24 protein-coding genes and 2 tRNA genes are annotated in these 24575 nt (G+C 35.2%); 5 read left to right on the top strand and 21 right to left on the bottom strand.

Annotated elements, in window-relative coordinates; all coding sequences use genetic code 11:
- Positions 1-10: 10 nt before the first annotated feature.
- From yycF to E3U55_RS09865, 9 genes are all read right to left on the bottom strand, one after another.
- Positions 11-712, bottom strand: a complete 702-nt coding sequence (yycF, locus tag E3U55_RS09905; RefSeq protein ID WP_134340271.1) for a response regulator YycF — start codon at positions 710-712, stop codon at positions 11-13.
- Between the two features lie 127 nt (positions 713-839).
- The gene (locus tag E3U55_RS09900) at positions 840-2372 is read right to left on the bottom strand and encodes a peptidoglycan DD-metalloendopeptidase family protein (protein WP_194840871.1); all 1533 of its coding nucleotides are present in this window, start codon (positions 2370-2372) and stop codon (positions 840-842) included.
- A 303-nt stretch (positions 2373-2675) separates the two neighbouring features.
- Positions 2676-2751 (bottom strand) — tRNA-Phe (locus E3U55_RS09895).
- Between the two features lie 277 nt (positions 2752-3028).
- A tRNA-Asp gene (locus E3U55_RS09890) sits at positions 3029-3105 on the bottom strand.
- Positions 3106-3259: 154 nt separating this feature from the next.
- Complete coding sequence (locus E3U55_RS09885; protein WP_134340269.1) at positions 3260-4546, bottom strand: adenylosuccinate synthase; 1287 nt, start codon at positions 4544-4546, stop codon at positions 3260-3262.
- Between the two features lie 168 nt (positions 4547-4714).
- Entirely contained in the window at positions 4715-6082 is a 1368-nt protein-coding gene (gene dnaB / locus E3U55_RS09880; protein WP_134340268.1) for a replicative DNA helicase, read from the bottom strand.
- 27 nt (positions 6083-6109) lie between these two features.
- Complete coding sequence (rplI, locus tag E3U55_RS09875) at positions 6110-6556, bottom strand: 50S ribosomal protein L9 (protein WP_134340267.1); 447 nt, start codon at positions 6554-6556, stop codon at positions 6110-6112.
- Positions 6553-8526, bottom strand: coding sequence for a DHH family phosphoesterase (locus E3U55_RS09870; RefSeq protein ID WP_134340266.1), 1974 nt, complete (start codon positions 8524-8526; stop codon positions 6553-6555). The genes rplI and E3U55_RS09870 overlap by 4 nt, the downstream gene beginning before the upstream one ends.
- Before the next feature lie 35 nt (positions 8527-8561).
- A complete protein-coding gene (locus tag E3U55_RS09865) occupies positions 8562-9494 on the bottom strand; it encodes a YybS family protein (RefSeq protein WP_134340265.1) in 933 nt (310 codons plus the stop codon).
- Positions 9495-9643: 149 nt separating this feature from the next.
- On the opposite strand from E3U55_RS09865, the gene E3U55_RS09860 reads away from it, so the two are divergent.
- Genes E3U55_RS09860 through E3U55_RS09845 form a run of 4 tightly spaced genes read left to right on the top strand, consistent with a single transcriptional unit; the run spans position 9644 to position 13346 of the window.
- A complete protein-coding gene (locus E3U55_RS09860; RefSeq protein WP_194840870.1) occupies positions 9644-10762 on the top strand; it encodes a spore germination protein in 1119 nt (372 codons plus the stop codon).
- Complete coding sequence (locus E3U55_RS17825) at positions 10719-11141, top strand: spore germination protein (protein ID WP_134340263.1); 423 nt, start codon at positions 10719-10721, stop codon at positions 11139-11141. The genes E3U55_RS09860 and E3U55_RS17825 overlap by 44 nt, the downstream gene beginning before the upstream one ends.
- Positions 11131-12228, top strand: coding sequence for a GerAB/ArcD/ProY family transporter (locus tag E3U55_RS09850; protein ID WP_194840869.1), 1098 nt, complete (start codon positions 11131-11133; stop codon positions 12226-12228). Before E3U55_RS17825 ends, E3U55_RS09850 begins: the two co-directional genes overlap by 11 nt.
- Positions 12225-13346, top strand: coding sequence for a Ger(x)C family spore germination protein (locus E3U55_RS09845; protein ID WP_134340261.1), 1122 nt, complete (start codon positions 12225-12227; stop codon positions 13344-13346). The genes E3U55_RS09850 and E3U55_RS09845 overlap by 4 nt, the downstream gene beginning before the upstream one ends.
- A gap of 42 nt (positions 13347-13388) precedes the next feature.
- Here E3U55_RS09845 and rpsR read toward each other — a convergent pair whose 3' ends face one another.
- From rpsR to E3U55_RS09815, 6 genes are all read right to left on the bottom strand, one after another.
- Positions 13389-13616 (bottom strand): 30S ribosomal protein S18, encoded by a 228-nt coding sequence (gene rpsR, locus E3U55_RS09840; protein WP_134340260.1) that lies wholly within the window; start codon positions 13614-13616, stop codon positions 13389-13391.
- 31 nt (positions 13617-13647) lie between these two features.
- Complete coding sequence (gene ssb, locus E3U55_RS09835; RefSeq protein ID WP_134340259.1) at positions 13648-14139, bottom strand: single-stranded DNA-binding protein; 492 nt, start codon at positions 14137-14139, stop codon at positions 13648-13650.
- 12 nt (positions 14140-14151) lie between these two features.
- A complete protein-coding gene (gene rpsF / locus E3U55_RS09830; protein ID WP_134340258.1) occupies positions 14152-14442 on the bottom strand; it encodes a 30S ribosomal protein S6 in 291 nt (96 codons plus the stop codon).
- A 130-nt stretch (positions 14443-14572) separates the two neighbouring features.
- On the bottom strand, positions 14573-15673 hold the full coding sequence (gene ychF / locus E3U55_RS09825; protein WP_134340257.1) for a redox-regulated ATPase YchF: 1101 nt from the start codon (positions 15671-15673) through the stop codon (positions 14573-14575).
- Positions 15674-15849: 176 nt separating this feature from the next.
- Positions 15850-16047 (bottom strand): DUF951 domain-containing protein, encoded by a 198-nt coding sequence (locus E3U55_RS09820; protein WP_134340256.1) that lies wholly within the window; start codon positions 16045-16047, stop codon positions 15850-15852.
- 45 nt (positions 16048-16092) lie between these two features.
- Positions 16093-17115 (bottom strand): YkvI family membrane protein, encoded by a 1023-nt coding sequence (locus tag E3U55_RS09815; RefSeq protein WP_134340255.1) that lies wholly within the window; start codon positions 17113-17115, stop codon positions 16093-16095.
- A 74-nt stretch (positions 17116-17189) separates the two neighbouring features.
- Here E3U55_RS09815 and yyaC point away from each other — a divergent pair, with 74 nt between their 5' ends.
- Entirely contained in the window at positions 17190-17798 is a 609-nt protein-coding gene (gene yyaC / locus E3U55_RS09810; protein ID WP_194840867.1) for a spore protease YyaC, read from the top strand.
- Positions 17799-18025: 227 nt separating this feature from the next.
- On the opposite strand, the gene E3U55_RS09805 is transcribed toward yyaC, so the two are convergent.
- The 6 genes from E3U55_RS09805 to mnmG all read right to left on the bottom strand — a co-directional run bounded on the left by E3U55_RS09805 (position 18026) and on the right by mnmG (position 24296).
- On the bottom strand, positions 18026-18745 hold the full coding sequence (locus tag E3U55_RS09805; protein WP_134340253.1) for a DUF554 domain-containing protein: 720 nt from the start codon (positions 18743-18745) through the stop codon (positions 18026-18028).
- Between the two features lie 95 nt (positions 18746-18840).
- On the bottom strand, positions 18841-19668 hold the full coding sequence (locus tag E3U55_RS09800; RefSeq protein ID WP_134340252.1) for a ParB/RepB/Spo0J family partition protein: 828 nt from the start codon (positions 19666-19668) through the stop codon (positions 18841-18843).
- Positions 19649-20422, bottom strand: coding sequence for a ParA family protein (locus E3U55_RS09795; RefSeq protein WP_134340251.1), 774 nt, complete (start codon positions 20420-20422; stop codon positions 19649-19651). The genes E3U55_RS09800 and E3U55_RS09795 overlap by 20 nt, the downstream gene beginning before the upstream one ends.
- 130 nt (positions 20423-20552) lie before the next feature.
- Positions 20553-21404: a nucleoid occlusion protein gene (noc, locus tag E3U55_RS09790; protein ID WP_134340250.1), complete on the bottom strand. Its 852-nt coding sequence runs from the start codon at positions 21402-21404 to the stop codon at positions 20553-20555.
- A 279-nt stretch (positions 21405-21683) separates the two neighbouring features.
- Positions 21684-22400: a 16S rRNA (guanine(527)-N(7))-methyltransferase RsmG gene (gene rsmG, locus E3U55_RS09785; RefSeq protein WP_134340249.1), complete on the bottom strand. Its 717-nt coding sequence runs from the start codon at positions 22398-22400 to the stop codon at positions 21684-21686.
- Positions 22401-22409: 9 nt separating this feature from the next.
- Entirely contained in the window at positions 22410-24296 is a 1887-nt protein-coding gene (gene mnmG / locus E3U55_RS09780; RefSeq protein ID WP_134340248.1) for a tRNA uridine-5-carboxymethylaminomethyl(34) synthesis enzyme MnmG, read from the bottom strand.
- Positions 24297-24575 lie beyond the last annotated feature (279 nt).

Below are 24575 nucleotides of genomic sequence, written 5' to 3'. Positions count from 1 at the left end.
TCTACTCCTATTATTCAGGGTTTCTCATGTAATACCCTACACCTCTCCGTGTGACAATCCAATTAGGATTACTTGGGTTCTCCTCTATTTTCTCACGTAGACGACGAACAGTAACATCTACCGTTCGCACATCGCCGTAGTAATCATAACCCCACACTGTTTCTAATAAGTGCTCACGAGTCATTACTTGTTCAATGTGTTTAGCTAAATATAATAACAGCTCAAACTCTCGATGGGTTAGGTCCACTGGTTCTCCATCACGAGTCACTGAATAGTTTTCTCTATTAATTTCTAAGGCGCCTATTTTAATATTCGGTGTTGATGATGTATTACGATTGTTGTCTTCACTGTTAATACGTCTTAAGTTCGCCTTTACTCTAGCTATGACTTCACGATTACTGAATGGCTTTGTAACATAATCATCTGCACCTAATTCTAAACCTAACACTTTATCTATTTCCGAATCTTTAGCTGTTAACATAATTATTGGCATATGGAAATCTTTTCGAATTTCTCGACAAACCTCCATACCATCTTTCTCCGGCAACATAATATCGAGAAGAATAATATCAGGCTCTTCTTTCTTAGTTAGTTCGATAGCTGCTTGTCCATCATACGCAACTAACACCTCATACCCTTCATTTGATAAATTATATTTTAAAATATCTGCAATTGGTTCTTCATCGTCTACAACTAAAACTTTATAACTCATTGGGTACACCTACCTTATTAAAGTTATTATATCTATTCCCTATTTTACATCAATTTGCACAAAAAATCCTTTGACTATAATATGAATAAAACCTCTAGCTTTTATTAAAGCTAGAGGTTTATTTGAATTAATAAAAATCCATTGGGTTTACATTTCTTCCGTTTTTAAATACTTCGAAGTGTAAATGCACACCAGTTGAACGACCTGTTGATCCCATAACGCCTATTTTTTGACCTTTTTTAACGGTTTGACCCACACTTACATTGATACTTGAAAGGTGGGCATAAAGTGTTTTATAACCATTGTTATGGTTAATAACAACTCTTCTACCGAATGTGCTATGCCAGCCAGCAGAAACGATTACTCCATTATCTGCAGCTTTAATCGTACGGTTACTTACACCTGCAATATCAATTCCTTTATGTTGACGCCCCCAACGGAAGCCCATGTAACTAGTGATTGTTCCACCAATCGCTGGCCATGAAAACTGACCCGTTCCTCTTGAAGGGATAACTTTTGTTCCTTTAAGAACTACTTTATCTTTTGGTTCTTCAATGACCTCTTCACTTACTTTTTCTTTGCTAATTACTTCATTATTTTTTGTAGTAACTTTATATTTTACTTTTTTCTTACCTTTTTTCCCTTGTTGATCAACTTCTCGTTGACCTTTATAAAGAGAGTCAGAGTTTTTAGTTACCGTTTTGAAATCAATGGATTCCTCAACTTCTTTTTCTACTGTATATGATACATCTATATAAGGTTTTTCATCTTCTACATACACTTCTTGACCAACTTGCACGATTGAATTTTCATCTAATTCAGGGTTTAGTTCTAATAATTCATCTATTGATAAATCATAGTTCATAGCAACCTTGCCAAGAACTTCACTTTCTTGAATTGTATGTACTTTCTTACCTCTTGTGCCTCGCTCAAGCAACTTCTCCAATTGAGTCACTGATAAGATCTTTCTAGGGTCGACTCCTACTTGTGTGAAATCAATACTTTCCGTTAGTCCTGCATCTAAAACTACAGAACCATCATTTAAAGTGATTTTTTCCTTTTCACTTTCATTTTCACTTACTGCAGTCTGTTGAACATCTGATGGTAAATGTTTAAAGAAAGAAGATTTAGTAATTTCATTATCTTCCATCTTTAAAAATTCAATATCTTTTCCTAACCCTTCAGGTAGGTACTTATTTACTACATTACCAATGGCTTTATTAGCATCATCTAAATTACTAACATAACCAATCACTTCATTATTAAGCTGTAATTTAACTGCAGAAGCATTGAACGTTAACGCATTATCTAATTTGTTTTGAACGGACTCTGTTTCATTTTTTGGTGTGAAAACAACTTCACTTATATACGATATATCCTGTTCAGGCACAAGGTTTATGTTTTCATATTCACTTTCCGCCTGTTTTTCCTTATTTTTAATAAATGTTTCAACATCTTCTTTGTTTTCTACAGTTCCAACATGTTTTTGATCCACATAAACGTGGTATACTTCTACAAAGCTATCATTAAAGGAATCTGCATAAACTGAACCAATAGCAACCCCCATACCTAAACAAGTTGTAAGAAGGGTTTTCTTTATTATGGAGTTGTTTTTCAATTTTTGAAAACTATTTCTAGCTCTCCCCAGTATTTTCACCACGATCATTGCCTCCAACACTCAATTTATATACTTTTTATTTTTTTCTATAATTTTAATCAGCTACACTTATATAATCTATCATAATACCTAAAAAGAAATAAAGACATGTTTAGGTATTGTAATGAACTTGTATAATAATTTCTAAAATTTTCTATATAAAATGTGTTTATTGTTTCATTTAGTGTAATAGTTCATTTAATACAATAGAACATTCAGAATTTTATATACAATTGTAATATTAATGTAATAACTTTGGCCTATAAAACAAAAAACACAGATTTGCATTCTGTGTTGTTAATAAAATGGTGGCTCGGGACGGAATCGAACCGCCGACACACGGATTTTCAGTCCGTTGCTCTACCGACTGAGCTACCGAGCCATGTTAAAATTATTTATTTGTTTGACTGCCACCTACTAACGATAACCGTAAGTGCTCGTCGCGTTGCAAGTAATTTCGGCGATGCATACGCTCCTCGCAAAGCTACGATGTAGTAATTTCAATGATGTTTACGCTTCGCTACCGAGCCATGTTTATATTATATATTTGTTGACTGCCACCTACTAATGATAACTGTAAGTGCTCGTCGCTGGGTGATGCACTCGCCTATCGAAAATCACTACACTACTATCCTTGCCATTATGTAAGTATTTTAAAATGGCGGTCCGGACGGGACTCGAACCCGCGACCTCCTGCGTGACAGGCAGGCATTCTAACCAACTGAACTACCGGACCAAAATTATCGGACAGCGTTAATATTACCACATAATTAAAAGTTTTGACAAGCTAATTTTAAAAAATATTTTTGTATTTGTCGAAGTTTGTATGGTGGGCTGTTTTTTTAGGTAGAAAAATCCCCTAATTCTTGTAATATAGGGGATTTAATCTACTAGTAAATATTTTGTAGAATAACGGTTTGTTCTCGATCTGGTCCAACAGAGAATATAGAAATAGTCACTCCAACCAATTCTTCAATCCGTTTAACGTAATTTTGCGCATTTTGAGGAAGTTCTTCAAAACTTCTCACATGACTTATATCTTCTGTCCAACCTGGCATAGTTTCATATATCGGCTGACATTCTTTTAGAATCTGTTGACTGGCTGGATATGTGTCGATTTGTTCACCGTTATAGTCGTAACCCACGCACACTTTTAATTGATCTAATCCGCTCAAAACATCCAAACAATTGAGTGATAAATCCGTCATTCCACTTACTCGTTTAGAATGGCGAACAACTACAGTATCAAACCAGCCCACACGTCTTGCTCTTCCAGTAGTTGTTCCGTATTCGTTACCCACATCTCTTATTTGCTCGCCGATTTCATCATGTAGCTCTGTCGGGAAAGGTCCATCACCCACACGAGTTGTATATGCTTTACAAACCCCTACAACTTTCTCTATTCTATTAGGACCTATTCCACTACCTGAGGCAACTCCTGCTGCTGAAGTATTAGATGAAGTCACATAAGGGTAAGTACCTTGGTCTATATCCAGCATGACGCCTTGAGCGCCTTCAAATAAAATGTGTTCATTTTGATCAATTTGTTTGTCTAATAATTGTGAAGTGTCCGTGATGTATGGTTTTAATTGTTGTCCTAACTCTATATATTGATCATATACTTTCTCAACATTAACCTTCTCAACTCCATAGACTTTTTCAAACCAGATGTTTTTATCTTGAACTTGTTGTTCAATTTTTTCTTTAAGAACCTCTTGGTCCAATAAATCAGTCATTCGAATACCCAATCGATTAATTTTATCTGAATAAGCTGGTCCGATTCCCTTTTTAGTTGTACCTATTTGTTTATCTTTACCTTTAGATTCTTCTTGAAGATGATCTAATTCTATATGATAAGGCATAATCACATGCGCACGATTACTTATTTTAAGTTGTGCTAAAGACATGCCATTACCTTTGACATAATCCATCTCTTCCAATAGCTTATTTGGGTTAATGACCATGCCATTTCCTAATATACACACTTTGTCCGCATTAAAAATGCCAGACGGGATGAGATGTAACTTATATGTTTTATTTTTAAACTTAATGGTATGACCTGCATTATCTCCACCTTGATATCTTGCAATTACACTAGCTTGTTGAGCTAAAAAGTCTGTGATTTTACCTTTACCTTCATCGCCCCATTGTGTCCCTACTATTACAGCTGTTGTCATGATAGGACCTCCTAAACATTAAGAAATAACTTAATTACATCGTAATTTTATCAGTAAATCTGATGTTATTCAATATAAAAACGAACATTATCTATATAACTATTTATTTTGTACGATTTTTATAATGATTCTACACTAAAAACTCCTCACACTTTGTGAGGAGTGACCTTAAGCAGGTGGAATGTCCGCATCACTATATTTACGATCCAAATCAACGAACTTATTATACTCTTTTACAAAGGCTAGCTCCACAGTTCCAATTGGACCGTTACGCTGTTTAGCAATAATGATCTCAATGATGTTCTCTTTTTCAGATTCATCACCTTCGTAATAATCATCACGATATAAGAAACCTATAATATCCGCATCCTGCTCAATACTTCCTGATTCACGAATGTCAGACATGATTGGGCGCTTGTCCTGTCGTTGTTCAACACCACGTGATAACTGAGATAAAGCAATAACAGGTACTTCAAGCTCACGGGCGAGTGCTTTCAACTGTCTTGAGATTTCAGATACCTCTTGTTGTCTGTTTTCTCTACTTAATCCGCTTCCTTGGATTAATTGTAGATAATCAATTAACACCATGCCTAGGCCGGACTCTTGTTTTAAGCGACGACATTTAGATCTGATCTCACTTACTTTTACACCGGGAGTATCATCTATATAAATGCCGGCATCAGATAAACTACCCATGGCCATGGTAAGCTTACCCCAATCCTCTTCTTGTAAACTACCCGTTCTGAGGCGTTGAGCGTCAATGTTTCCTTCTGCACATAACATACGCATAACCAGCTGTTCTGCACCCATCTCCAAACTGAAGATAGCACAATTCTCTTGAGCGTGAATCGCAACGTTTTGTGCGATATTAAGAGCAAAGGCTGTTTTACCCACAGATGGTCGAGCAGCAATAATAATGAGATCATTCTTCTGAAAACCTGATGTGATGTGATCTAAATCCTTAAAACCAGTTGGAACACCTGTGACCTCTTCACTTTGATGGTGTAATTGTTCAATATCATCATACACATTAATTAATACATCTTTTATATTTTTAAATTTGCCTGATGCTTTTTGTTGAGAAACATCTAATATAGACTTTTCAGCATAATCAATTAATGTCGGTAAATCATCATTTTCTTCAAATGACTTAGTGACAATACCTGTTGCGGTTTGAATGATTTGGCGTAATACTGACTTCTCGTCAACAATTTTAGCGTAATATTCAATATTCGCTGCAGTCGGTACCGATTCAGCTATATCCGTTAAATATGACACGCCACCGACCTCTTCTAAGACTTCCATCTCTTTTAACTCATTTGTCACAGTAACTAAATCAATTGGTTCCCCTTGATCAGTTAAACGAATCATCACTTCGAAAATGCGCTGATGACTCACACGGTAGAAGTCTTCAGGCATTAATATTTCACTTGCTGTTACAATCGCATTCGGTTGTAAAAAGATTGCCCCTAATACGGCTTGTTCAGCTTCTATATTATGTGGTGGTGTTCGATCATGTGCTACTATATCTGACACATCAGTTCCCCCTTTAACGCGGAGCCACTATTTCTCCTGTACATGAACTCGTACTGTGGCTGTTACATTAGGATGTACTTTTACCGGTACGTTTGTAAATCCTAATGTTCTTATTGGATCATCTAGCTCGATCTTACGTTTATCAATTTTAATGTCATGCTTTTTCTTTAACTCGTCAGCTATATGCTTACTCGTAATTGAACCGAATAAACGACCACCGTCACCAGACTTTGCCCGAAGTTCAACGGTTAAATCTTCTAAACGATCTTTAAGAATCTTAGCATCATTTAAAATTTCATTTTCTTTCTCTTTAGCTTTCTTCTCTTCACCTTCTAATTGCTTAAGGTTACCTTTAGTTGCTTCCACCGCTAGATTATTTTTTAATAAATAGTTGCGTGCATACCCTTCAGAGACGTTTTTAACTTCCCCTTTTTTACCTTTTCCTTTAACATCTTTCGTAAAAATTACCTTCATGAATCGTCGCCTCCTTCAAAATATTCTTCGATGATGTCTCGTAATTGTTCTTCAACTTGTTCTAAAGTTGTATCTTCTAATTGTGTGGCAGCATTTGTTAAGTGACCGCCACCATTCATTTTTTCCATAATAATTTGAACATTAATATCACCTAGTGATCTAGCACTAACGCCTATTTTACCATCCTTACGTTTGGCAATGACAAATGAAGCTTTGACATTACTCATTGTTAATAAGGTGTCAGCAGCTTGAGCGATGATAATCGCGCCATAATTTTCATTATCTAACCCTTTAGAAATTGCGACGCCTTCTCTATACACGGTTGCATTTTTAACTAACTCGCTTCGTCTGACATAAACATCTATATCTTCTTTCAATAGGTTTTGAACTAATACTGTATCAGCACCTTTTGAACGAAGATAAGAAGCTGCATCAAACGTACGTGATCCTGTTCTTAATGTAAATGACTTCGTATCTACTGTTATACCTGCTAATAATGATGTCGCTTCTAATACATCTAATCTCAATGGACCATCCTGATATTCAAGAAGTTCTGTAACCAGCTCAGCTGTCGATGAAGCATAAGGCTCCATATATACTAAAGTAGGTTCTTCTATAAATTCTTCACCTCTACGGTGGTGGTCGATGACAACCACGTGCTCCGTTTTATTTAATAGGCGTTCTTCCATCACCATAGATGGTTTATGGGTATCTACAACAACAATTAAGGTATCTTTAGTCACCATATCCATGGAGTCTTCTGGTGTAATAAACAAATCATTTAACGTTTCATGTTCTTCAATTTTATCCATTAAACGTTGAACCCCAGTATTAACTCCGTCAGGATCAAATACGACATAACCTTTTTTACCATTTTGTTGTGCTAATTTTAATATACCTATGGAAGAACCAATTGAGTCCATATCCGGTGTGACGTGCCCCATAATTAATACCTTTTCACTCTCACGGACTAACTCTCGTAAAGCATGTGAGATGACTCGTGCTCTTACTCTGGTACGTTTCTCCATCGGGTTCGTTTTACCACCATAAAACTTAACACGACCGGTTTCATCTTTTATAGCGACTTGGTCTCCACCACGGCCAAGTGCAAGGTCTAAACTTGATTGTGCTAAATCGCCAAGCTCTGGTAAATCCGATGAACCTCGACCAATACCGATACTCAAAGTTAGTGGTACATTTTGGTCAGAAATTAATTCCCTTACTTCATCTAAAATTTCAAATTTACTTTTTTCTAATTGAGTCAAAATCTCTTTATTCATCACTGCTAAAAATCGCTCTTGAGATGTACGTTTTAAATAAATGCCATAATCATTAGACCAATTATTTAAAATTGAAGTAACCTCTGAATTAATATGGCTTTTTGAGGTGTCATCCATGGCTTGAGTTAATTCTTCATAGTTATCTAGAAAAATTACCCCCAAAATGGTGCGTTCATTATCATAACGATTTTCCAAAAGAATTTGGTCTGTTCGATCAAACAGATAAATCAATCGCTCTTCTGTTTTAATAATTGATTGAAATCTTCGTTCCCCTAAACTAATCCATTTCTCATCTTCTTCATCTTTCATTCCTGCAGTTAGTTCTTCTGATAACAAATTTAATGGTTCCCCAATTAGTGTCGTATCACCATCCATGAACTGATTCATATATGGATTGGCCCATTCAATTTGATAATCTTCATTAATTAATAAAATTCCAAAGGGCATTTCTAGTAATGCCTCTTCCCCTACTTTCTTTACTCGATAAGATAATGTAGAAATATAATTCTCTGTTTTTTGTTTATTTCTCGATTCTGTTCGATAGGTGAGAAATATTAAGATAGCTAAGATTACTGTTAAGACAGAACCAACTACCCACTGATAATAAATAACAATAATTGTGAGCAATCCGGCTAAACCATAAAGTAACCAAATGCTTTTGTTTTCCGTTAATTCTTTTAAATCATTCATTCATTTTCATCTCCCAAAGGATCGTTTCTTACCTATCACTTTTTCATTAACCGATCTCTTAGTTGAAAGCCTAAGTCAATTATACCTAATATTCGTAAAGGATAAAGTAACAATAAAGGTTGAATGACTAATAAAATAATCACAATAATTGGTATCGCTCTTGGCCATTTCTTAAAATGTACTACCCAGAACAAAAATGCTAAGCCTTGAAGTGATAATAATAACCCAGATAATGTATATAAATTTTCTGCTACTAAAAATAACGAATCGTCTGGGCTAGGAAAAATTAATACTAAAACTAAGCCTAAAAAATAATACCAAATGATTGATAATGGTAAGTTAAATTCTTTAAATTTTGGAAAAGCAAATGACCTTTGCTCGAATTTATTTATAAGCTTATGACTAATCCATTGTGTCACCCATGCATAAAACAACCCAAACATGACGATAAATGATGGTAATTTATAAACCATCATTTTCATCTGTTCTCTAATAGCTTCAAGGTTTTCTTCACTAACCTCGCTGAACTGATTGACCATTGTTGAATAGGTACTTAAAGTTTCATCAATTGCTAATCTGAACTCTTCCATCCAATTCACTTGGAAGAAAAATTGAGTTAACACATAAACTAAAGCTAACCCAACTGAAAAACCTACTGTACCTAATGCCAGTGTCTCATAAGCTCTCCTTTGATTATATAATCCTAAACCGATTGCAAGACCACCCAAGCCCATAAACAACGCCATTGGCACGGATATAGCTGCTACAAAGACTGAACTAATAATCAATGTAAATGAAAACATAATCAGCGATGCTTTCAACCCATATCTATAAGAAAAGATAACAAATGGGATGGGTAATACAAATGTTAGAACAATGCCTAATAAAGGTATGAAGTATGATGCAAATAACATGACGATGTATATTGCACCAAACATTACTCCATCTTTTAATATACTTTGCTTCATTTAATAACCTCACAACTCATACATATATTCATCTTATTTTACCAATGTTTATACCTATGTGTAAAAGAATAATTTTAATTGGTCGCCCTAATAAAAAATGGTAAATACACTCATACTAATCATTATAAATTAATATGGGTGTGAGAAGTGTGCTCTTCAAGAAAATACTTAAGAGTTTTAATGAAAAACAACAACCAAAACAAGAATCTATAAAGATCTCCAGTTCCTTAACGAAAAATATTGAATTAGTTAAAGAACTCCTCAACAATGCGGATGATCTAAAAATTAGAGTATTAGATAATGGAGAGGCATGTTTAGTCTATATTGAGTCACTTGTATTATCTGAAAAAATTCAACAAAACATATTTCAACCTCTTTATCATAAAGAAGTTTCAAACTACAGCAACTTAGATTATGGAAATCAACTAACTCTAATAGATGATATAGGGAAGTTTTTACTTAAAGGCCATGCAGTCATTCTACAAAACAATAAAAATTATGGTTTGTCTTTTAATGTGTTAAATACTAAATTGCGTAATGTACAAGAGCCGATGAATGAGCTCGTTATACGAGGGTCTCATGACGGGTTTATTGAAGATATCTCTACTAATATTAATTTAATTCGAAAGAGAATTGAAAACTATAACTTAGTTGTTAAGTATTACTCTAAAGGCTCACAAACAAATAACAAGATTGCTGTTGTCTATTTAAAAGGGATTGCTTCCGATGATAATGTAAAAGAAATAGAAAGACGCATAGAAACAATTGATAGTGATATGATTATCAGCCCAGGTTATATTGAAGAATTTGTTGAGGATACACCGATGTCTCCTTTCCCTCAAATATTATCAACTGAACGGCCAGATCGAACGATTGCTAATATTTTAGAAGGGAGAATTGCTATTTTTTCAGAAGGTAGTCCTTCTTGTTTAATAGCACCTGTGTCATTTTTTGCTTTTTACCAATCACCAGACGATTATAACAGTCGTTGGATTTCAGGTACATTTTTAAGATTAGTTCGTCTAACAAGTTTTTTAATTGCTATTGGCTTACCGTCCGTATATATAGCTATTATAGGGTTTCACTTTGAAGTTATACCTCATGATTTAATTATTCCTGTTAAAGCATCTATTAATGAGATTCCTTACCCGCCCATTATTGAGGCCTTAATGATGGTAATTGTCATTGAACTCATACGAGAAGCCGGTATAAGGTTACGCACCTATTGGTCAGACAATCGGTATTGTTGGTGGTTTAGTTATTGGTGATGCAGTTGTTAAAGCAGGTCTAGTTTCTAACTTAATGGTCGTCATTATTGCTTTAACAGCTATTGCTTCGTTTGTGGTTCCTTCTAATGAAATGAGTAATACACTCAGAATTTTAACTTTTCCTCTTATATTATTGGCTGGAACCTTTGGATTCGTTGGAATTGCTATTGGCTTTTTAGTACTGCTTATACACTTATCTAGATTAGAATCATTAGGGGCACCTTATTTTGCACCAGTATCCCCTTTATTTGTAAAGGATTTAAAAGATACTTTTTTACGCTTACCGATATATAAACTCAATACAAGACCAAAAGATGTTAATGCTCAAAAATCAGTTATAGTTGAGCGTTCTCGAGAGTGGGATGATAATGAAAAATAACCTCCTATCATTAAATCAATTTTTCTTTATTATTATTCAGACTCAAATTGGTATTGGAGTAATTTCTTTACCTTATGACTTACACCAAGTAAGCAAACAAAATGGATGGATATCACTAATTATCAGTATATTTCTAATACAAATTATCATATTGATATTTTGGTTAATGTATAACCGTTTTCCTACGTTGAATTTATACGATATGCAAATGATTATATATGGAAAATGGATCGGTCAGTCTATTAACTTCTTATATGTTTTGTATTTTGTTTTTGTTGGATCATTAATTCTAATCCTTTTTAGTAACCTAATTAATCTATGGGTCTTACCCCATACTCCATATTGGGTTAATATGTTGTTCCTACTATTGAGTTGTGTATACCTTTCCTCAAGTCATATTACCGTTATAGGAAGGATTTACACCTTTCTTTCAACGTTCTTTATTATTTTATTTGTTCTTTTACTTAATGCCATTCCGGAATTAAAAATATATTACCTCTTCCCAATTGCAAAAGAGGGAATTATGCCAATTTTAAAAGGAGTTAATCAATCCGTTCTTGCGTTATTGGGGTTTGTTGTTATTTTATTTGTATTACCTGTCGTAAAAGGTACGGCTAAACAAAAATTAAAAACCATGTCAGGTGCCATTTGGTTTGTCGGTTTCTTTTACTTATTTGTTGTGTTTATCTCTTTTACTTTTTTTAGTACAGAAGAAATTAAAGTGGTACCTCAACCAGTGCTCTATTTGTTAAAGTCATTTGAATTCGCTGTTGTTTCAAGAATTGATTTATTATTCCTGACTATATGGATTATGTCAGTTGCAACTTCCTTTAGTACATTTCTATATCTGGCTAGTCTCGGGACTATGCAATTATTTAAAAGTAAGAAAAGAACTAAGTTTGTGTGGGTTAATGCTACTCTCATTTTTCTTTTAGTTATAGTAATTGATTCAAAACTTATTACCATTCAAACCTACGCTAAATATGTTTCAAATTCCGGTTATATATTTTCAATTGCGTTACCCATCCTTTTGTATTTAGTTATGCTTTTGTTGAAAAAGAGACATAAAGAAGGTCATTCATCATGAAGAAAATAATAGTTAAATTACTCACTTTTATTATTATACTTTCTATGCTAACAGGTTGTTGGGATGAAAGGCCCTTTAAAAATGCAAAAATCATAGTAGGTGTTTCTTTTGATCAGGGAAAGAATGAGAATATAGAAAGTACAGTTTTAATCCCAACAGTTCAAGGTGGCGGCATCCATTCGGAAACTGAAAAACTTCAAACAGTAACTACAGAGGCTAATACTCCATTAGACGTACGTAACCACCTTGATATAATGGTTTCAAATTCTATTGACCCTTCTAAGCTCCAAGTAATTCTCCTTGGTGAAGAATTGGCAAAGAAAGATATATATCCTATACTTGATGTTTTTTATCGGAATGCTTACAACAATCTAAATGCAATGATTGCGATTACTGAAGGAAGTGCCACGGAGGTTATTAATACGCAACCAGCAAACGAAGCCAACCAGAGTAAATATTTAGTAGGGATAATTAATGCCGCAACAAACACTACTTTGTATTCTGGAGAAAACTTACAAATGATTTGCGCAGAACTATTTGAACCTGGTGAAGACTTCGTTCTTCCTTACCTATCTAAAAGTGATGAAAATAACAGTGTTAGATTCAGTGGCCTCGCTTTGTTTCATGATAAAAATTTCACTGGAGAAGTCATTAGACATGAAGATGCTGTTCTTTTAACTTTAATGGATGGTCATAAAGGAAAACAATCTCGAATCACTAGGCAAATACCGAAGAAAAAAGATTATGATGTATATAATTATGTAACCATTGACGTCTTAAAAAACAAAAAAGATATTAAGTATCAACTAGACCAAAACAAAATAACTATTGATTTAAACTTTTCCGTCAGAATTTTAGAATATCCTCCTAATCAACTTAAAGAAATTAAAAACATAAAAGAATTAACTAAAACCCTCGAAGAAGAATTAACAAAAGAAGCAACGAGTATTATCAAGAAACTACAAGAAGCTAATTCTGACATTCTAAGTTTAGGCAGAAAAGCTCAAGCTTATCATTATAATGAGTGGAAACAAATGAACTGGGAAAAAGATTATAAAAATTTGGAGATTATTCCTAACGTTAAGGTCACAATTAAAGACATAGGAATTATTGATTAAAAAAATGAAGGGGCGCTTATTAAAAGCGCCCCCTCTTCTCTATTATTCGCCAGTAACATATGGTAGTAAAGCCATTTGTCTAGCGCGTTTGATTGCTTTAGTTAGTTTACGTTGATATTTAGCAGATGTTCCAGTTACACGACGAGGTAAAATTTTACCACGCTCAGAAACGAAACGTCTTAGTAGATCAACGTCTTTGTAATCGATGTGTGTAATTCCGTTCGATTTGAAAAAACACACCTTTCTACGTTTACGTCCACGACGTGCCATGTGATAACCCTCCTTTGATTAGAATGCTTAATTAGAATGGTAAATCGTCATCAGATAAGTCGACCGGTTCACCACTATCTTCGAATGGATTCTTTTCATCTTGCGACTGTTGGAATCCGCCTTGATTTTGGTTATTTGGTCCTTGATTGTTTGATGTGTTTGAATCCATGCTGCGTTGAGCATTTTGTCCACCCTGAGATGACCCTTTTGATTCAAGGAATTGTACGCTTTCTGCAACCACTTCGGTCATGAAAACGCGTTTACCATCTTGCCCCTCGAAATTTCGAGTTTGAATACGACCATCTACACCAATCATACTACCTTTACTCATATAATTTGCTAGGTTTTCCGCTTGGCGTCTCCATATCACACAGTTAATGAAATCAGCTTCACGGTTTCCTTGCTGGTTAGAAAAAGGTCGATTGACAGCTACTGTAAAGTTCGCAACTGCTACACCATTTGGAGTATAGCGTAAATCAGGGTCTTTCGTTAATCTTCCAACTAATACGACTCGGTTTAACACACCAAACACTCCTTATTGATCGTCTTCGCGAATAGCCATATGACGAAGTACATCGTCAGAGAACTTCGCAGCACGGCTAAATTCATCAACCGCTACAGTCTCGCTATCAAAGTTAACAACTACATAGTAACCATCACGATAGTCGTTAATTTCATATGCAAGACGACGTTGTCCCATTTCGTCAACATTCGTAATCTCCGCGCCATTATCAGTTAACACTTTATGAAGACGCTCAACTTCAGCTTTGCGTGCTTCTTCCTCGACATCTGGGCGGATGATATACATGATTTCGTATTTATTCATCCGTCTTCACCTCCTCTTGGACTTTGCGGCCCCACATTTTTTGTAGAGCAAGGAGTAAATCTAATTACTCACAATAAAGTATTATATCACTGATAAACTAAACTAACAACTATAAATTATCCCTGATTAATTAAACATTAAATCGGAAATGAATGACATCTCCATCTTTTACGATATACTCTTTACCTTCTAATCGAACTTTTCCATTATCTCTTGCCTTTGCCATCGATCCAGCCTCAACTAATTCGTCATAAGAAACCGTCTCAGCACGGATAAATCCACGTTCAAAATCAGTGTGAATGATTCCCGCTGCTTGAGGTGCTGTCATACCTTTTTTAAACGTCCATGCGCGAACCTCTTGCTCACCAGCTGTGAAATACGTTGCAAGGCCAAGCATATTATATGAGGCTTTAATTAACTGGTCTAATCCTGACTCCTCAATCCCAAGTTCTTGTAAAAACTCTTCTTTCTCTTCGCCTTCTAACTCAGCAATCTCAGATTCAACTTTAGCACATACGACAATGACTTCTGCTCCTTCATTTGCCGCAAATTCTCTTACGCGCTTAACACTTTCGTTATCTTCTACATCTAATAACTCATCTTCGCCAACATTGGCTACATAAAGAATTGGCTTAATTGTTAATAGATGTAACTGCTTAACATACTTTTCTTGCTCTTTTGTAAACTCTAAAGCACGTGCCGGTTGTTCGTTTTCAAATGCTTCTTTTAGCTTCTCTAAAATTTCAAATTCGAAAACAGCATCTTTTACTTTCTGTTTGGCTAATTTCGCTACTTTGTCATAGCGTTTCATAATGGTCTCTAGGTCTGCCAAAATGAGCTCAAGATTAATTGTCTCAATATCTGAAATAGGGTCTACTTTACCAGAAACATGTGTAATGTTCTCATCTTCGAAACAACGAACAACATGACAAATCGCATCTACCTGTCTGATGTGTGATAAGAATTGGTTTCCTAATCCTTCTCCTTTGCTTGCCCCTTCTACAATTCCAGCGATATCCGTAAACTCAAAAGAAGTTGGAACTGTTTTCTTAGGGTCAACCATCTCAGTTAACGTGTGTAAACGTTGATCCGGAACCTCTACAATCCCCACATTTGGATCAATGGTCGCAAATGGATAATTTGCAGATAAAGCTCCAGCCTGTGTGATGGCGTTAAATAATGTAGATTTTCCTACGTTTGGTAAACCTACAATCCCTGCAGTTAATGACATATATTTATACACTCCTTCAATTCCGTACCCAACTAAATCAAGATTAGTCCATAACAATTATAGATATTTGGCGCTAAAAACACAAGCTATAGCGAAAAATAAAAAAACAAAGGTATTAATACCCTTGTTTGTTCAAAAATGATTATTTAATTTAAAAATGTTTCACGTGAAACATTTTATTCCTCAGATTTTTTCAAAACTTTTTTTAGTTTTTTTTCAAATTTCTTTCTTGGTACGAGGACGCTATGGTTACACCCTTGACATTTAATTCTTACATCCATACCCATACGTATGATTTTCCATTCATTAGTTCCACATGGGTGAGGTTTCTTCATTTCTACAACATCATTTAGATCAAAATTTTTCTCTACCATAGTAATCAATCCTCTCTTTCCATCAACTAGTCCATTATTATTTTATCAAATTTTAGTATGGTTGGCTCGTTTTATGATAGGAAATAACAAGATCATGGCTAAAACATACAAATTGATGAGACCATACAAAGGATACAGATAGCTTATTAAATTCGAGAAGCCAACTAAAGTGAATGGCAGTGCAGCTATAATTAATATAATTCCTACCATTGCTTTATTAAATTTAAAAAAGTCTTTTACTCTTGCAATCAGACCAAATAAGCTAGTTATTGCTGTTGTATAGATGGCAAACCATAATAATAATGACATCAAGAAAAACATTTGAACTGGATAACCATTTAATATTGCAAACAGAGGAATTTCATAGAAGAATAATTGGTCTGAAACATGAATCAAACTAATATTGTAAAGATAAGAAATCACGCCTAGAATTATTCCGCTCCCTATACTAGCTACATAAATCTCTTTCTCGCTTTTAATTTCCTTCCCTACTGCTCCTATCACAGCTATTAATGGTACTACATTTAATGACGTAAAAGGAATTGAAGATGCCCAATTAGACTGTTCCAAATAATGATATATTATTGGCACTTGTTCTTTGATTACGAATGTAAATAATACGACCGAAAGACCAACTATCAATAAAGGCAACAAAAAACGATTAATTGATAATATACCGTCCATTCCATATGGTATAACGACTAATAGCAATACAATAATCAGAATTACACCTATATAATAAGGAAGTTCAAACATCTGGACTGTTGCTCCACTACCAGAAATCATTACAAATAACATCGTGAACAAGTATAACAAAATACCCCAATCATAAACGTTGGCAAACTTCTTCCCTACTATTGATTGAAGAACAGGTAGATAATTTTCTGTCTTCAATTCATAGCTTAGTTTTAGTATAACGAAGCAACTCAATGTAAACATGACAGCAAACAACACTATAGCTAGTCCACTCTCATGGCCAAAAAACTCCCATATCTCCCTACCAGAAGCATACCCAGCTCCAATCATAGTAGCAACAATTAAACCAATCCATCGCATTCCATTTAACATCAATTCATCCCCTTATGTATATCTAAGCGAAATACTCCATATACTAGTAAAAATATGTACAAGGGGTAATGAGTATGACATCTATTAATCTCAACCAACCTTCTATGAATCTACATACAGACCATCCTATGTTTAGTCACCATTTGTATCAATATATTAATTTCCACCTTCCACAAGATCGTCCTATAATTGTTTTGTGTATTGGGACTGATCGTTCTACTGGAGATAGTCTAGGTCCTCTTGTAGGATATTTTTTAAATAAAAAACCGATTCGCTCCATTCAAGTTTTTGGGACAGTTGATGAGCCTGTGCATGCTAAAAACTTAAAAGAAACAATAGATACTATTTATAGATCTAATGACAACCCATTTGTAATTGCAATTGATGCAGCTCTTTCATCGATGCCTAAGGTAAAATCAGTCGATATTGGACTAGGGTCATTAACACCTGGTGCAGCATTAAAAAAGAAAGAATTAAAGCCAATTGGAGATATATATATTAAAGGCTATATCAATATAAGTGGATTTATGGAGTTTAGTATACTACAAAACACTAGACTATCTGTTGTCCTCAAAATGGCACAGCAAATTGCTCAGGGTTTATCTTATACAGATATAAAGCTCAACAAGCCGAAAACATTTTTTAAAACTAATCCAACGAGCAGCTTTAAAGCAAATCATTAAGAAAAAAAGAGGCTGAGACAAAAGTAATTTTATCAAAGAAAATCGCGAACTATTCCGCTACGGAATTATACTTCGCTTTCCGCGGGCGGCTGGTGAGCCTCCTCGTGCTAAGCACTGTGGGGTCTCACCTAGGCCTTTCCTCCCGCAGGAGTCTACGTATATTTCCTCCGCTAAAGTAGCATATTGTTCGCCTTGAATGTTGAACATATTTGTTATGTCCCAGACTCTTAGCCTAACCATGATTGAACTTGTAGATATATATAAAGCACAAAACCAACTGTAAATAAACTAGGTAATAAATTAGCTACTCTAATCTGTGTAATTTTCAACAGATTCAGACCGATTGCAAGAATGAGCAATCCCCCTGTTGCTGTCATGTCATCTATAAATAAATCCAATAGATCATCAGGAACCCATTGATTGATTTGCGTGGCGAATAACGTGATTCCACCTTCATACAACACAACTGGAATAGCCGAAAAAACAACACCAAATCCCATCGTGGTAGTTAATACAAGGGCAACAAAACCATCAATGAGTGATTTTGTAAATAAAACCTCATGGTCTCCTCTTAATCCACTATCCAACGCCCCTACTACTGCCATAGCACCTATTACAAAAATAAGTGATGCAGTCACAAAACCTTCAGCAATCTTAGAATTTTGCCCTGGTTTCTTAAATTTAATTTCAATGTGTGAACCTAAACGATTCAATTTCTCGTCCAGATCAATTCCTTCACCAATGATTGCCCCTGATACTAAACTTAAAATGATTACTATTATTCGGTCTGAGGCAAATCCCATAGTCAATCCAATGATAATTACAGTTAGACCTATTCCATTCATAATGGTTTCTTTGATTCTTTCAGGAATTCTAGTGAACAACAAGCCGCACGCTGTACCTAACATAATACAAATTCCATTTACTATTGCTCCAATTAATTCCATAGTCTTTCACCTCTATGCAAAATGTTTCACGTGAAACATTTTTATAACGTATAAAGAAAACCCGCCATTTTGGCGAGTTTAATAATGATTACTTATTAATTATGAGTTAACAACTCAAGGATTCGGTTAAAATCATCTTGGTCATAATATTCAATTTCAATTTTACCTTTTTTCTTTCCTTGTTGAATGCTAACACTCGTACCAAAAAAGTCTCGTAACTCTGCTTCTTTAGATGAAAGAAATACATCTTTTTTAGTTGTTTTCTTCTTCTTTTTCTTCTTTTCGTTTAGCTGAATGATCAACTTTTCTACTTGGCGAACATTCAAATGTTCTTTACGTATTTTATCAGCTACTAAGATCATTTCATCTTCTTCTTTTAGTGCTAATAATGCACGACCATGCCCCATCGATAGTTCTTTACTATTAATAAGAGCACGAATTTTTTCAGGAAGGGATAAAAGACGCATCATGTTTGCGATATGTGGACGACTTTTACCTAATCGTTTAGCTAACTCATCTTGCTTAATGTTTAATTCGTGAATGAGTCGCTCATAAGCCTCTGCTTCTTCCATTGGACTTAAATCTTCTCTTTGAAGGTTTTCTAGTAAGGCTAATTCCATCATTTGCTCATCAGTTAATTCACGAACAACTGCAGGAATGGTTTTTAAACCACCTTCTTTAGAAGCACGGTACCTTCTTTCACCTACAACAATTTCAAAACCTTTTATGGCTTTCCGTACAATAATAGGCTGTAAAATGCCGTATTGCATAATTGAATCTTTTAACTCTTCAATTGCATCCGCCTCAAAGTTTTTTCTAGGTTGGTAAGGATTAGGACGAATTTGATCAATCTGAATTTCTTGAACACTTTCTTCTTCTACTCCAAATAACTCTTCTAAACCTTTACCCAACCCTCTGGCCATTTGCCATCACTTCCTTCGCTAAATCGCTATAAACTTCAGCGCCTTTTGATTTAGGATCATATGTAATGATTGGTTCTCCATGACTTGGCGCTTCACCTAAACGGATATTTCTCGGAACAATTGAATTAAACACTTTATCTTGGAAGTATTTTTTCACTTCTTCAATGACTTGAATACCTAAATTTGTACGAGCATCAAGCATCGTTAAAAGTACGCCTTCAATAGTTAGATCTTGATTGAGTCGCTTTTGAACTAACCTTACTGTGTTTAACAGTTGGCTTAAACCTTCTAAAGCGTAATACTCACATTGTACCGGGATAATGACACTATCAGCAGCAGTTAATGCATTTAAAGTTAACAGACCTAATGACGGTGGACAGTCAATCATAATATAGTCGTAGTCATCTCGGATATTTTCAAGTGCTTTGCGTAATCGAAGCTCCCTTGAAATTGTTGGTACAAGTTCGATTTCAGAACCTGCTAATTGAATAGTTGCTGGTATAGCGTCCAAATTTGGTACATTAGATGCTACACACACTTGTTTCGGATCTTCTTCTTCAATTAATACATCGTATATGCAAGAAGACATATCACCTTTATTTATTCCAATGCCACTAGTTGCATTTCCTTGTGGGTCTATATCGATGAGTAAGACTTTATTACCTTCGTGAGCTAAACAAGCACTTAGGTTAACAGCTGTAGTCGTCTTACCAACGCCACCTTTTTGATTTGCAATGGCAATGACTTTCCCCATAATGTCACCTGCCCAATCTTAAAGTTTTCAATACTAATATTCTATCATGTTATGACAGCAATTGTTAGATGAATATAATAGAAAAAAAGACCCATCTTTCAAAAAGATGGGGAATGATCATGATTAAGTGTTACTTTTTTGCAATTTTTATCGTGATTTCATAAAAATCATCTGAATCTTTTTCTTCAGACTCAATATTCATACCCGTATCTTGTACCATACTTAACGACTGTCGGATGGTATTTAATGCAATTCGAACATCTTTGTTAACGCCTTTGATTTGTGGCTTTTTCTTCTTCTTTTTATCTTCATCTGGATTTAATATTTGTTCGATTTGTTCTTCCGTCTGTTTAACATTCAATTGTTTTTCAATAATTAATGAAAGAACTTGTTCTTGCTTTTCGGGATCTTTTAATGAAATAAGTGCGCGAGCATGTCTCTCCGTGATTTGTTTATTAAGAATAGCTTGTTGCACAACACTCGGAAGTTTGAGTAGTCTTAGTTTATTAGCAATTGTTGACTGACTCTTACCTAACCTTTGAGCAAGGGCTTCTTGGGTTAATCCGTGAATTTGTAATAACTGATCGTAAGCAATCGCTTCTTCAATTACCGTTAATTCTTCACGCTGCAAATTCTCTATAAGTGCAACTGATGCAGTTTGAGTGTCCGTCATTTCCTTAACAATTGAAGGAATAGTCTCCCACTCTAACATCTGAACGGCTCGCCATCTTCTTTCACCAGCTATCAATTCATAGCCAGAACCATCTTCTAACTTACGAACGACTATCGGTTGAATAATTCCATGCGTACGAATCGTTTGAGCTAGTTCTTCAATTTTTGAGTCGTCAAAAATAGTACGAGGTTGGTATTGATTAGGTTGAATCTTTTCAACTTGAAGTTCAACAACTTCATTTGAATATTGACTTTCGTTTGATTCATTTTTTTGCTCGTTTTTACCGAATAACTTACTTAACGAACTCATCTAGGCACCCACCTTCAAAATTCAATGAATCTAAATAGAAAAGTGCAATGAACGTAATTTATATGTAATAAACTTCTGTTTTACGCTGCATGAAAACGCAACTTTTCTTATGTAAAAAATGTAATGTTTCACGTGAAACATTACATTTTGAAGACTAAATTAATTTGAATAAATGTTTAATCACTGTTTATATTTTACCATAAACTATAGATTGGTAGAAGTAAAATTTATAGATTGCTAGAGTTAACTTTACGTCAAAATAACTTATAATCCGACAATTTATTCGATTGGATCTTTATTTGGAGTCCCTGGTTTTCTAGGATATTTTTTAGTTGTTTTTCGCTTTTTATCAACAACCACAATGTTTCGTTCACTATCTTCAATTGGAAGACGGAATTGATGAACAGCATTCCACTCGCCACCTAATGTTTTAACAGCAAGTTCACCCACCTTTTTTTCTTCAGAGAAATTAGCTGCTTTCATCATAATGAATTGCCCACCCATTTTAACTAAAGGCAAACATAATTCACTTAACACTGACGTACGTGCAACGGCTCTAGCCATTACAACGTCAAATGTTTCTCGAAACTTTTTATTCTTAGCGAATGTTTCTGCTCGATCGTGATAAAAAGCAACACCATTCAGCTGCAGTTGATCTGCTAAATGGTTTAAGAAAGTAACACGTTTTTTTAATGAATCGACGATTGTAACATTTAGATGCGGGTAAATAATTTTTAATGGAATCGATGGAAAACCTGCTCCTGCTCCTACATCACATATACTTTCAACCTGATTAAAGTCATAGTAAAAAGCAGCTGATACCGAATCGAAAAAATGTTTTAAATAAACATCTTCCCGGTCCGTTATAGCTGTTAAGTTCATTTTTTCGTTCCACTCCACCAAAACTTCAAAATACGTTTGAAACTGTTGAAGCTGTTTGTCTGTTAATTCTATTCCCCGTTCTTTTAATTGTTCAATGAATACTGTTTCTTTCATAAGCAACCTCTATTCATTTGATGCTTGCGATCTAACACCTTGTTCGATATACACAAGAAGAATTGAGATATCTGATGGATTTACACCTGATATTCTTGAAGCCTGCCCGACAGATAAAGGACGAACTTTCTTTAGTTTTTCCTTAGCTTCTGTTGCAATACCTTGAATATCGTCATAGTCGATACCATCTGGAATATACTTGTTTTCCATTTTACGCATCTTTTCAACTTGTTGAAGTGATTTTTTAATATACCCTTCATACTTCACTATAATCTCAACTTGTTCCTCAACATCAGAAGGTAAATTCTCATCATGCGGAACAATTTGTTTAATGTGACTATATTTAACTTCAGGGCGGCGTAATAAGTCTGATGCTTTCACGCCATCTTTAAGTGGTGATCCACCTAACTCTTCTATTAACTGTTGAACGTCTTTTGTTGGTTTAATAATTATTGATTTTAGACGATCTACTTCTGAGTCAATTAACTCTTTCTTCTTCGTAAAACGATCATAACGTTCTTGAGGGATTAATCCCATTTTATAGCCAATATCCGTTAAACGAAGGTCTGCGTTGTCGTGACGCAGTAGTAGTCTGTGTTCAGCACGAGATGTTAATAGACGGTAAGGTTCGTTGGTTCCTTTGGTTACAAGATCATCAATCATAACACCGATATAAGCTTCCGAACGATCTAAAATCAGTGTTTCTTGATCAAGAGCTTTTGCAGCAGCATTGATTCCTGCCATAATTCCTTGACCCGCTGCTTCTTCATAACCAGATGTTCCATTAATTTGACCGGCTGTGAATAACCCGTCAATTTTCTTCGTTTCAAGCGTCGGCCATAGTTGAGTTGGTACTACAGCATCATATTCAATAGCGTAACCTGCACGCATTATTTCAGATTTTTCTAATCCAGGAATTGTCTCTAATAACTTTTTCTGTATATCTTCTGGTAATGAAGTTGAAAGTCCTTGAACATATACTTCTTCTGTATTACGACCTTCTGGCTCTAAGAATATCTGGTGACGTGGTTTATCATTAAAGCGAACAATTTTATCTTCAATTGAAGGGCAATATCTTGGTCCTGTTCCACGTTCTGCACCAGAATACATCGCAGATCTTGATAAATTTTCATCAATAATCTGGTGTGTGAATTCACCTGTATACGTTAACCAGCAAGGAATCTGATCCGTAATAAATTCCGTCGTCTCATAAGAGAACGCTCGAGGTTCTTCATCACCTGGCTGAATTTCTGTTTTTGAATAGTCAATCGTATGACTGTTCACACGTGGTGGTGTACCAGTTTTGAAACGAACAATATCAAAACCTAGTTCTTCAAGCTGTTCTGAAAGTTTAACTGTCGCTCGCTGGTTGTTTGGTCCACTTTCATATTCAATATCACCAATTAATACTTTTCCACGCATAAACGTGCCCGTTGTAACAATAACAGTTGGTGCATAATAAGCTGCTTTAGTTTCTGTTAAAACACCTTTTACGACACCATCTTCAATTAGGATTTCATCTACCATTCCTTGACGTAGTGTCAGGTTTTCTTGATTTTCGATAACCTTCTTCATTTCTTGCTGATAAAGGACTTTGTCTGCTTGTGCTCTTAATGCACGAACAGCTGGTCCTTTACTTGTATTGAGTAATCGCATTTGAATATGCGTTTTATCAATGACTTTACCCATTTGACCACCTAAAGCGTCAACTTCACGAACAACGACGCCTTTAGCTGGGCCACCGACTGATGGATTACAAGGCATAAATGCGATTAGATCTAAGTTTAATGTTAGCATTAATGTTTTTGCGCCTCGTTTAGCGGCTGCGAGCCCTGCTTCTACACCAGCGTGGCCAGCACCAATAACAATTACATCGTATTGTCCTGCATTGTACATCCTCAAAACCTCCTTTAAGGTTGATATTTATTATAATTAATATTGATAATTGTAGAGTTAGCACTAAGTTGTTGTATGGTGATGAGCGAAGGTGGCGACTCCTGGTCGACTAAGGTCGGCCACGTCCTGCGCCTGCGATTACTCGGCGCAAAATAACGCAAAGAAATAAAGCAAGTAGCTTTTGTGGCCAACGTCGACACTTGAGCGTCCTGCTCTTCGCGGGAATAGCACGAGTCTCGAGACCCCACAGGGATGCGCCTGCGATTACTCGGCGCAAGG

The organism is Filobacillus milosensis, assembly GCF_004402015.1.
GTDB classification, from domain to species: Bacteria; Bacillota; Bacilli; order Bacillales; family Alkalibacillaceae; genus Filobacillus; species Filobacillus milosensis.
Note: the sequence above shows the minus strand (reverse complement) of the source record. Positions and strands in the feature narration are given on the sequence as shown.

What these genes read in the sequence shown, in the direction of transcription:
- yycF (WP_134340271.1), bottom strand. Translation starts at nt 712, where the DNA reads ATGAGTTATAAAGTTTTAGTTGTAGACGATGAAGAACCAATTGCAGAT.
- E3U55_RS09885 (WP_134340269.1), bottom strand. Translation starts at nt 4,546, where the DNA reads ATGACAACAGCTGTAATAGTAGGGACACAATGGGGCGATGAAGGTAAA.
- rplI (WP_134340267.1), bottom strand. Translation starts at nt 6,556, where the DNA reads ATGAAGGTAATTTTTACGAAAGATGTTAAAGGAAAAGGTAAAAAAGGG.
- E3U55_RS09870 (WP_134340266.1), bottom strand. Translation starts at nt 8,526, where the DNA reads ATGAATGATTTAAAAGAATTAACGGAAAACAAAAGCATTTGGTTACTT.
- E3U55_RS09865 (WP_134340265.1), bottom strand. Translation starts at nt 9,494, where the DNA reads ATGAAGCAAAGTATATTAAAAGATGGAGTAATGTTTGGTGCAATATAC.
- E3U55_RS09850 (WP_194840869.1), top strand. Translation starts at nt 11,131, where the DNA reads ATGAAAAATAACCTCCTATCATTAAATCAATTTTTCTTTATTATTATT.
- E3U55_RS09845 (WP_134340261.1), top strand. Translation starts at nt 12,225, where the DNA reads ATGAAGAAAATAATAGTTAAATTACTCACTTTTATTATTATACTTTCT.
- rpsR (WP_134340260.1), bottom strand. Translation starts at nt 13,616, where the DNA reads ATGGCACGTCGTGGACGTAAACGTAGAAAGGTGTGTTTTTTCAAATCG.
- rpsF (WP_134340258.1), bottom strand. Translation starts at nt 14,442, where the DNA reads ATGAATAAATACGAAATCATGTATATCATCCGCCCAGATGTCGAGGAA.
- ychF (WP_134340257.1), bottom strand. Translation starts at nt 15,673, where the DNA reads ATGTCATTAACTGCAGGGATTGTAGGTTTACCAAACGTAGGAAAATCT.
- E3U55_RS09820 (WP_134340256.1), bottom strand. Translation starts at nt 16,047, where the DNA reads ATGGTAGAGAAAAATTTTGATCTAAATGATGTTGTAGAAATGAAGAAA.
- E3U55_RS09815 (WP_134340255.1), bottom strand. Translation starts at nt 17,115, where the DNA reads ATGTTAAATGGAATGCGATGGATTGGTTTAATTGTTGCTACTATGATT.
- yyaC (WP_194840867.1), top strand. Translation starts at nt 17,190, where the DNA reads ATGACATCTATTAATCTCAACCAACCTTCTATGAATCTACATACAGAC.
- E3U55_RS09805 (WP_134340253.1), bottom strand. Translation starts at nt 18,745, where the DNA reads ATGGAATTAATTGGAGCAATAGTAAATGGAATTTGTATTATGTTAGGT.
- E3U55_RS09800 (WP_134340252.1), bottom strand. Translation starts at nt 19,668, where the DNA reads ATGGCCAGAGGGTTGGGTAAAGGTTTAGAAGAGTTATTTGGAGTAGAA.
- E3U55_RS09795 (WP_134340251.1), bottom strand. Translation starts at nt 20,422, where the DNA reads ATGGGGAAAGTCATTGCCATTGCAAATCAAAAAGGTGGCGTTGGTAAG.
- noc (WP_134340250.1), bottom strand. Translation starts at nt 21,404, where the DNA reads ATGAGTTCGTTAAGTAAGTTATTCGGTAAAAACGAGCAAAAAAATGAA.
- rsmG (WP_134340249.1), bottom strand. Translation starts at nt 22,400, where the DNA reads ATGAAAGAAACAGTATTCATTGAACAATTAAAAGAACGGGGAATAGAA.
- mnmG (WP_134340248.1), bottom strand. Translation starts at nt 24,296, where the DNA reads ATGTACAATGCAGGACAATACGATGTAATTGTTATTGGTGCTGGCCAC.